Genomic DNA, 9145 nt, shown 5'->3' on the forward strand with positions numbered 1-9145 from the left:
CAAATATGATGGATCCGTGCCAAGTAACCGCAGACGCGTGACGCTGAAGGACGTGGCGGCCCGTGCGGGGGTGTCACCCATGACCGCCTCCTACGCCTTCAACCGGCCGGCCCGGGTCGCGGACGCCACCCGCGATCGCGTCCAGCGCGCGGCCAGCGAGCTGGGATATCGCCCCGACGCCGTGGGCCGCGCGCTGAAATCCGGCCGGACACGGCAGATCGGCGTGGTCTTCGGCGAGCACCTGGCGTACGCCTTCGACGATCCCCAGGCGGCACAGTTCCTGGCCGGGGTCGCGGAGGTCTGCGTCGAGGAGGACCAGGGCCTGACCTTCATCCCCACGCGCGGCGACGCCGCCGACGCCGGCCGGGTGCTGTCCGCGGCGGTCGACGGCTTCGTGCTGTGGACCACCGCGGAGGACGATCCGGTGCTGGCGGCCGTCGCCGGCGACCCCCGCCCCGCCGTCATCCAGGGCGGTCCACCCCGCCAGGGAATCGCGTGCGTCACCCAGGACGACTACCGGGCCGCCCTCGCGGTCGCCTCCCACGGACTCCGCGAAGGCCGGACGCCCGTCGTGATCTCGTTCCCTCTCGACCGCGACCGCGAGCACCAGGTGACACTCGGCGCCGACCTGCCGCCACACGCACCGTTCCCCGTCACCGACGCCCGCCTGCGCGGCTACCGCGCCGCCATCGAACAGGCCGGACTTAGCTGGACGAGCACATCGATCGCGGTCGTGGCCCGCAACACGCAACCAGACGGCGCCGCGGCGGCCCGAGCACTCGCCCCCCGGCTCACGCCCGACGCGCTCGTCATCGCCATGAGCGACGAACTCGCCCTGGGAGCCCACCAGGCCCTTCATGAGACCCACCCGGAGGCCGCCTACCTCGGCTGGGACGCGTCACCGGCCGCCCGGCGGCTCGGCATCACGTCCGTCACGAACCCGCTGCGCGAGCAGGGCCGCCGCTGCGCGCAGGCCGCACTCGACCCCGGCCGGCCCGGCGACCACGAGATCCCGTGGACCATCACCACCGGCTCGACACCGGCGGCCGGCGCCCCGGCCCCCCACGGGCGGTGACCGGACGTTCAGCGCCGGTCGCCGCCGTTCGGGCTGGGCACTCCCGGCCTGGTGAGGCGTTCGGGGTCGACGATCCTGTCGTACAGGTCCTCGGCGACGCCGCACTCGAGGGCGGCGGCCTTGAGCGCCAGGCCCTTGTCGAGGGCGTGGTGGGCGATGCGGGCGGCCTGGTCGTAGCCGACGACCGGGCTGAGCGCGGTCACCATCATGATCGAGTGGTCGATGTTGTGATGCAGGGTCTCGGTGTTCAGGCGGGCCCCCTCGACCAGGTACGCACGGAAGTGGTCCATCATGTCGGCCAGGATGCGCGCCGAGTGCAGGACGTTCTTGATGATGACCGGGCGGAAGGCGTTCAGCTCGAAGTTGCCCTCGGCTCCCGCCATGGAGACGGCGGTGTCGTTGCCGGCCACCTGGATGGCGACCATCAGCATGGCCTCGGCCTGCGTCGGGTTGATCTTGCCCGGCATGATCGACGAACCCGGTTCGTTGGCCGGCAGGATCAGCTCGCGCAGCCCCGTACGCGGCCCGGAGCCGAGCCAGCGCACGTCGTTGGCGAACTTGAACAGCGGCACGGCCAAGGCGCGCAGCGCCGCCGAGACCCGTACGAGATCGTCGCACGAGGCCTGGGCGGCGAAGGCGTTCGGCGCGCCGGTGAAGGGGCGCCCGGTGAGCTCGGCGATCTCCTGGGCCATCTCCTCCCCGAAACCCGGCGGCGCGTTCAGCCCGGTGCCGACCGCGGTGCCGCCGATCGCCAGGCGATACAGCCCGGTTCGAGTGCGTTCGAGATGGTCGATGGCCGCGCCGAGCTGGGCGGCGTAGCCGGACCATTCCTGGCCGACGGTCAGCGGGGTGGCGTCCTCCAGGTGGGTGCGCCCGATCTTGACGATGTGCGCCCACTCGCGGCTCTTGGCCTCGGCGCTGTCACGCAGCCGGGCGGCGGCGGGCAGCACGTGCTCGTCGATGGCCTCGGCGGCGGCGATGTGCATCGCGGTGACGAAGGTGTCGTTGGACGACTGGCCCATGTTCACGTGGTCGTTGGGATGGATCGGGTCCTTGCTGCCGAGTCGTCCGCCGACGAGCTGGATCGCCCGGTTGGAGATGACCTCGTTGACGTTCATGTTGGACTGGGTGCCCGAGCCGGTCTGCCACACGTACAGCGGGAACTCGCCGTCCAGGTCGCCGCGGACGACCTCGTCGGCGACCCGGCCGATGAGGTCGGCCTGCCAGCGGGGCAGGCGGCCCGCGCGGGCGTTGACGATCGCCGCCGCCTTCTTGATGTGGCCGTAGGCGTGGTAGACGGCCTTGGGCATGCGATCGTCGCCGATGTCGAAGTGGATCAGCGATCGCTGCGTCTGGGCGCCCCAGTAGTGCTCGGCCGGTACGTTCACCTCGCCCAGGGAGTCGCTCTCCGTCCGGGTCCCGGTCTCCGCGAGCCCGATCGGCACATCCCGGACCTGGGGCGCGCTCATCGCCTGTGCCCGTTCCCGTTCCCGTGGACCGGGCGGTACTCGGGCTGCCACATGGTGTCCTGGACCTGCTGAATCGTGTTGCGCAGGTTGGTACGGGCGAGGTGCTCCTCGGCCGCCCGGTTGGCGACCGCGACGGCGACCGAGGCGGAGACCTCGCGCAGGTTGTCCACCTGCGGCAGCAGGGACGCGCCCGGGGCCGAGACGTCCACCATGGCGCCCACCGCCTCGGCGGCGGCCTGCAGCATGCCGGGACTGACCCGGCGGGCTCGGGCGACCACGACGCCCAGCCCCAGCCCGGGATACAGCATGGCGTTGTTGGCCTGCGCGATGACGTAGGTGATGCCGTTGTAGGTGACGGGCTCGACGGGGATGCCGGTGGCGATCAGGGCCCGGCCGTCGCTCCAGCGGAGCAGGTCGGCCGGCATCGCCTCGATCCGCTCGGTCGGGTTGGAGATCGGGAAGATGATCGGCCGCTCGACCCCCGCGGCCATGGTGCGCACGATCTGTTCGGTGAACGCGCCGTGGACGGTGGAGGCGCCCAGCAGCATGGTCGGCTTGACCCGCTCGACGACCTCGGCCAGCGAGATGCCGGAGCCGTCCTCGGGCCGGTCGCCGACCTCGGCCCGTGGGCGGGCGTAGGGCCGCTGGAAGTCGCGCAGGTCCGTCATGTCGTCGATGAGCAGGCCCTGCCTGTCGACCGGCCAGATCCGCCGGGTCGCGGCTTCGTGGTCCAGCCCGGCGCGGACCATCGCGTCGCGCAGTTGGTCGGCGATGCCGATGCCGGCGGTGCCGGCTCCGAAGATGACGATCCGCTGCTCGTTCATGGGGGTCGCGGACACCCGGACGGCGCTGAGCATGGCGGCCAGCACGATCGCCCCGGTGCCCTGCATGTCGTCGTTGAAGGTCGAGACGCGCCCGGTGTACCTCTCCAGGATGCGGCGGCCGTTCGACGGGCCGAAGTCCTCCCAGTGCAGCATCGCGCCGGGGAACATCCGCGACGCCGTCTTCACGTAGGCGTCGATGAAGTCGTCGTAGCGCCGATCGCGCACCCGGGCGTGCCGGTTCCCGACGTAGGCCGGATCGTTCAGCAGCGCCTCGTTGTCGGTGCCCACGTCCAGGGCGACGGGTATGACCCGGCCGGGATCGATTCCCGCGGCGGCGGTGTAGACGGCCAGCTTGCCGGTCGCGATGCCGGCTCCGCCGCCCACGCCCCAGTCGCCGATGCCCAGGATCTCCTCCGCGTCGGAGGCCACGATCAGATCGACGTCGTCCGGGCCCAGTTGCAGGCTCTGGAACGCCCGCTCGATCCCGGCCGGGTCGTCCACGGACAGGTACACACCCCGCGGGCGCCGATACTCGTGGCTGTAGCTCCGGATCGCCTCGGCGACGGTGGGGTCGTACACGATGGGCAGCATCTCGCGCAGGTGATCACTGAGCAGCCGGTAGTACAGCACCTCGTTCCGGTCGCGAAGGCCCTCCAGGAAGACGTTCTTGAGCAGGTCGGTCGGTTGCGCGCGGTACTGCGCGTAGGACCGGTCCGCCTGCTCGTCCAGGGTCTCGACCACCGGTGGGAGCAGGCCTTCCAGGCCCAGGTCGGCCCGCTCCTGCGGCGAGAAGGCCGTGCCCTTGTTCAGCAGCGGTTCGCGCAGCACCGCAAGGCCGCGCAGAGAGGTGACGTAGCTTCCGTCGGGCTGCTCGGCGAACAGCGGGCTCGCCAGATCAGGCTTCCTCTTGCCAGGCGACATCGTGATCCCCTTCCAGGGTGGCACCCGGTCAAGGGTGCGGCCGTCCCCCTGCCCTGCCCCCGGGCGCGGGCGTGGACTCCCCGATGCCGCCCACGTCTGTCCCTCAGGTCGGCCAAAATCGGGTCACGCGACGATGGGTGCCCTGACGTGGGCATATTTCGTCCCATGGACGCCATCACCCACACCGCGAGCGGCTCCGTTGAGGAGACGCTGGACCGGCTGAAGCAGTCGATCGCCTCCAAGGGGCTGACGCTCTTCACCGTCGTCGAACACGACGTGGCCGCGGAGACGGCCGGGCTGAGCATGCCGCCGGCCAAGGTGGTGATCTTCGGCAGCCCGGCCGCGGGCACGCCGCTCATGATCGCCGCACCGCTGCTCGCGCTCGACCTGCCGCTGCGGATCCTCATCTGGCAGGACGCGTCCGGCCGGACCAGGGTCAGCTACGGCGACCCCGGGGAGCTGCAGCGGCGGCACGGGCTCACCGACGAGCAGGCGGCACCGCTGCGCGCCACAGAGGCGATCGCCGGCGCGCTCGTCTGAACGGGCGTTCACGGATCCGGGGCGGACCACGTGATCGCCGCGCCGGTCAGGGCGTCTCCGCGCCGGGCGGGCCGGCGATCCGGCGCAGCCGTGGCACGCTCGCCACGAGCCGGCGTGTGCAGGGATGCGCGGGCGAGCCCAGCACGTCGGCGCTCGGCCTCCGCTCCACGATCCGCCCCCGGTCGAGTACGGCGATCTCGTCGCACGGGGCGGCGACCACGGCCAGGTCGTGCGAGACCATCACCACGGTCAGGTTCCTGGCGGCGTTCAGTTCGCGCAGCAACTCCACCAGGCGCACGCGGGTGGTGACGTCCAGCGCGCTGACCGGCTCGTCGGCCAGCAGGACGCGCGGCCCGCTGCGCGGCGGCCCTGGCGATCGCGACGCGCTGCCGTTGCCCGCCGGAGAACTCGTGCGGGTACGCGCCCGCGACCCGTTCCGGCAGGCGTACCTCCTCCAGCGCGGTCAGGACGGCGGCCCGCAGCGCCGCACCGCGCAGTCCGTGCCGGCGCCGGAGAGGGCCGGCGATCTGCCTGCCGATGCGCATCAGCGGGTCCAGCGCCGTGAGCGGCTCCTGGAACACCGCGCTCGCGGCCCGGCCGCGCGGCCACGAGCCGCCCGACGTGCGCGCCGCCGTGACGTGGTCCTGCGCGAGCACGCGTTTGGCCAGGATCCTGGTCAGACGGGCCACCACCGCCGAGATGGCCAGACCGATCGCCAGCACCGCCGAGCCGAGCGACGCCTCGCGCACCGCCATCACCAGCATGGCGAGCAGCAGCGTCGGCAGGGCGATGAGCGCGTGGAGCGCCGCCGTCAGCGCGTCGTCCAGCCGGCGTGTCGCGAACCCGGCGGCCAGCCCCGCCGCCACCCCGAGCACCCCGCCGAGCAGCACGGACCCGGCCCCGGCCGTCAGCGCGATACGGGCGCCGATCATGAGCTGGGTGAGCAGGTCACGGCCCAGCTTGTCGGTGCCCAGCAGTTGCGCGCCGCCTGGCGGGGCCAGCCGGCCGCCCGAGGCGTCGGCCGGGCCGCCGGGCCCGATCCGCATGCGGCGAGAGCGAGGGCCGATGCGACCGCGACACCGGCGAACTTCCTGATCAACGGGGAACCTTTTTCTATGTATATCCAGTAGGTAAAGGTGATTACAGGTGAGCCGGGCCGGGACGCTCCGCACGGGTGCCGCCCCCACCGCGATGACCGCGACAGAGGGTGATCTGGGTGAAGACGTAGACGCCTTCGCCGCCGCCCGCCCGCTATGGCCGGGGACGCCAGCCCAGCGCGGGGCCGAGCCCGGTGGCGATGTCGGTGAGGATCTGCACGTAGTCCTCATGCTCGAACGTGAACGGCAGCGCGAACGCGACCTCGTCCACCTCCTGGAAGGCGGCATGGGCGTAGAGTCGTTCGGCGATCTCGGCGGAGTCGCCGACGAGGTCGGGCGCGAACATCATCCGCGCCGGCCCCTGGGGTTCGGCGGTCCTGGGCGTGCGCTTGCCGGCGTACTCCTTGTACCGGGCGCGCTGCTCCGGCGAGGCCGTGTCGGTGGGGATGACCACGAGGCCCTGGGAGACGCGGGCGCGGTCGCCGTCGGGGTGGTGCGCGCGGAACTCCCGTATGTGGGAGAGCTGGATCTCGGCGAAATCCTCGGAATTCTCCGCCTTCGCCACGCTGCTGGTCAGGAAGTTCATGGCGTTCTCGCCCGCCCACCGGGCCGAGCGCAGGCTGCCGCCGCCGTACCACATCCGGCCGCCGAGGCCGGGGGAGTGGGGCTGCACCCGGGGGGAGAAGACCTCGAAGCCCTCGACCCCGCCGAAGTCGGTGGCCGGCTCGCCGCGCACGAAGCCCAGCAGTCGCCGCACGCGCTCGTAGCCGAAGTCCTCAAGGTCGCCGGTGCCGGGGTAGAGCGCCTCCTTGACCTGGTCGTAGTGCATCGGCGGGCCGACGCTGACGCCCGGGTTGAGCCGGCCGCCGGACAGGACGTCGACCGTGGCCAGGTCCTCGGCCAGCCGCAGCGGGTTCTCCCACCCCACGGGGATGACCGCGGTGCCCAGCTCGATGCGGCTGGTCCGCTGCGAGGCCGCCGCCAGGACGGCGACCGGGGAGGAGATGCCGTACTGCAGATGGCGGTGCCGTACCCACGCGCTGTCGAAGCCCAGCCGCTCACCCAGCTCGATGACGCCGAGCGTCGACTCGTGGCCGCGCCCGGGATCGGCCTCGTCGAACAGTCCGATCGTCAGGAAGCCCAGCTTGCGCAACGGTTGCGAGGGCGGCGGCACAGGCGTTACCCCTTCGGTTGCGTTCCGGATGAATCATGGCATCTAGGGAGAAATATAACCCACTAAACTAGTAGGTCTTGACGGTTTTAAGGTCGGCGTGTTGAGCTGAGATCCGCTGACGAACATCAGAAAGGCCTCGGCTCATGCCTGTGGAGTTCCTCGGGATCGGCGGGACCAATGACGGCTCGGAAACCTCTCCGCGCTCCGGTCCCTCCTTCGACAAGCAGTACACGCTGCGGCTCGCGCGCGCTCACCGCGGAGGTCATGGAATCTTCCATCCCGGTACCTCACTCCCACAAGGGGAGGGCGCGGCCGGCGCCGCGTTTCGTCGCGGCGGCGTGGAGCGCCAGGGCGGCGGCCACGTCCTGGACCGCCGTGCCGGTGGAGTCGAAGACCACGATCTCGTCCGCCCGCTCGCGGCCCGCCTTCACGCCCAGCACCACCTCGCCCAGTTCGGCGCGTACCGGTGTCTCCGGGCGGTGGTGCAATTCCCCGGCCTCCGCGCACTGGTGGGTGACGTCGGTGATCAGCGTGGCCGCGGCGAGCAGGTCGTCGTGGAGTTCGCGCTTGTCCGGCGCGTCCGAGCCGACGGCCGCCACCAGCGTGCCCGGCCGCACGTCGGACAGGCCCAGGAAGGGGCGGGTGGACGGGGTGAGGGTGACGACGACGTCGGCGGCCAGGCTCGCGTCGGACGGCGTGCGGGCGGCCTCGGCCCCGTGCTCCCCGGCGAAGCGCGCCGTTTTTCCCGGGTCGCGTCCCCACACGAGGATCCGCCCGATCGGCCGGACCGCGCGGATCGCGGCGATGTGGGCCGAGGCCTGGGCGCCGGTGCCGAGGACGGCGAGCGTGGTGGCGTCCGGCTGCGCCAGGTGGCGCACGGCCACCGCGGTCGCCGCCGCCGTGCGGAGCCGGGTGACCGTGGCCGACTCCAGGAACAGCAGCGGCTGGCCGTTCGCCGCGTCGAACAGCGCGATGACGCCGACGATGCTCGGCAGGCCCAGCGTGGCGGGCCGGTCGTAGAAGCAGGCGCCGATCTTGACGGCGACGACCCCGCCGAGCCCGGCGGCCTTGATGTGGAACTCGCCGGGCGGGCTGTCGAGGTGGCACAGACGGCTCGGCGAGGTCTCGCCGCGGGCGTAGGCCGCGAACGCGTCCTCGATCAGGCCGATGTAGTCGGAGGGCGAGAGCAGCCGCTCGATCTCCGATCGCGTGAGCAGGAGCACGGCGGCCGCGCTCAGCCCGTCCTGGCCGCGCGGGTGGCCGCGATGGTGTCGAAGTCCGGGATGCGCTCGGCGATGGGGCTGCCGGTGAAGTCGCCGACCCAGCCGTCGTCGTCGTGGAAGAAGCGGATGGCGGTGAAGGCCGGCCGGGTGCCCATGTCGAACCAGTGCGTGGTGTTCTTCGGCACGCTCAGCAGGTCGCCGGCCTCGCACAGCACCGCGTGCACCTTGCCGCCCACGTGCAGGTAGAAGATGCCCGAGCCGGAGACGAAGTAGCGGACCTCGTCGTCGTCGTGGGTGTGCTCGGCCAGGAACTTCTGCCGGGCCGCCGCCGCGCGCTGCGGCCAGTCGGCGCTGTCGTCGGGGTGGAGCCGCGCGACGTCGACGAAGGTGTAGCCCTCCTCGGCGATGACGCGGTCGACCTCCGCCCGGTAGGCCGCCAGGATCTCCTCCTGGCCCGCGTCCGGCGGCAGGTCGTCGATGACCTGCCAGTGACGCAGGACGACGTCGATGTCCTTGAGCGCCGCCTCGATCTCGGCGGAGTCCTCGGTCTCCAGCAGGGTCTCGGGCTGTTCGTTGTCGCTGTACACGGTCAGGTACGTCATGACCAATAATCCTACAATACATGTATGAATTGTGGGATATAGTCCGCCGTGTGAAACCCGCACGACTCCTGGGCGTTGTTGCCCTCCTCGCCCTGGCCGGTTGCTCTCAGGGCACGTCCGCCACACCCTCGTCCGCCCTCGCCGCTCCCACCGCCACCGCCACCGCCACCGCCGCCGCCACCGCCGCCGCCACCGCCGCCGCCACCGCCGCCACCACCAC

The 9145-nt window shown here is 71.8% G+C and carries 8 protein-coding genes; 2 read left to right on the plus strand and 6 right to left on the minus strand.

Going from position 1 to position 9145, the window contains the following annotated elements:
• Positions 1-52 precede the first annotated feature (52 nt).
• Positions 53-1075, plus strand: coding sequence for a LacI family DNA-binding transcriptional regulator (locus tag AB0I15_RS59410; protein WP_358118036.1), 1023 nt, complete (start codon positions 53-55; stop codon positions 1073-1075).
• Positions 1076-1083: 8 nt separating this feature from the next.
• On the opposite strand, the gene AB0I15_RS59415 is transcribed toward AB0I15_RS59410, so the two are convergent.
• Positions 1084-2544 (minus strand): class II fumarate hydratase, encoded by a 1461-nt coding sequence (locus AB0I15_RS59415; RefSeq protein ID WP_358118014.1) that lies wholly within the window; start codon positions 2542-2544, stop codon positions 1084-1086.
• Positions 2541-4289: an NAD-dependent malic enzyme gene (locus AB0I15_RS59420; RefSeq protein ID WP_358118017.1), complete on the minus strand. Its 1749-nt coding sequence runs from the start codon at positions 4287-4289 to the stop codon at positions 2541-2543. The genes AB0I15_RS59415 and AB0I15_RS59420 overlap by 4 nt, the downstream gene beginning before the upstream one ends.
• A gap of 165 nt (positions 4290-4454) precedes the next feature.
• Between AB0I15_RS59420 and AB0I15_RS59425 the strand changes: the two genes are divergently transcribed.
• Positions 4455-4829, plus strand: a complete 375-nt coding sequence (locus AB0I15_RS59425; RefSeq protein WP_358118020.1) for a DUF302 domain-containing protein — start codon at positions 4455-4457, stop codon at positions 4827-4829.
• Between the two features lie 8 nt (positions 4830-4837).
• On the opposite strand, the gene AB0I15_RS59430 is transcribed toward AB0I15_RS59425, so the two are convergent.
• From AB0I15_RS59430 to AB0I15_RS59445, 4 genes are all read right to left on the minus strand, one after another.
• A complete protein-coding gene (locus AB0I15_RS59430) occupies positions 4838-5875 on the minus strand; it encodes an ATP-binding cassette domain-containing protein (protein WP_358118023.1) in 1038 nt (345 codons plus the stop codon).
• Between the two features lie 205 nt (positions 5876-6080).
• Positions 6081-7100: an LLM class flavin-dependent oxidoreductase gene (locus AB0I15_RS59435; protein WP_358118026.1), complete on the minus strand. Its 1020-nt coding sequence runs from the start codon at positions 7098-7100 to the stop codon at positions 6081-6083.
• A 287-nt stretch (positions 7101-7387) separates the two neighbouring features.
• Positions 7388-8323, minus strand: a complete 936-nt coding sequence (locus AB0I15_RS59440) for an ornithine cyclodeaminase family protein (RefSeq protein WP_358118029.1) — start codon at positions 8321-8323, stop codon at positions 7388-7390.
• 11 nt (positions 8324-8334) lie between these two features.
• Positions 8335-8925 carry a cupin domain-containing protein gene (locus tag AB0I15_RS59445; RefSeq protein ID WP_358118031.1) on the minus strand — a complete coding sequence of 197 codons (591 nt, stop codon included), beginning with the start codon at positions 8923-8925 and terminating at the stop codon, positions 8335-8337.
• Positions 8926-9145 lie beyond the last annotated feature (220 nt).

The organism is Nonomuraea sp. NPDC050643 (assembly GCF_040654715.1).
In the GTDB taxonomy this organism is placed as follows: domain Bacteria; phylum Actinomycetota; class Actinomycetes; order Streptosporangiales; family Streptosporangiaceae; genus Nonomuraea.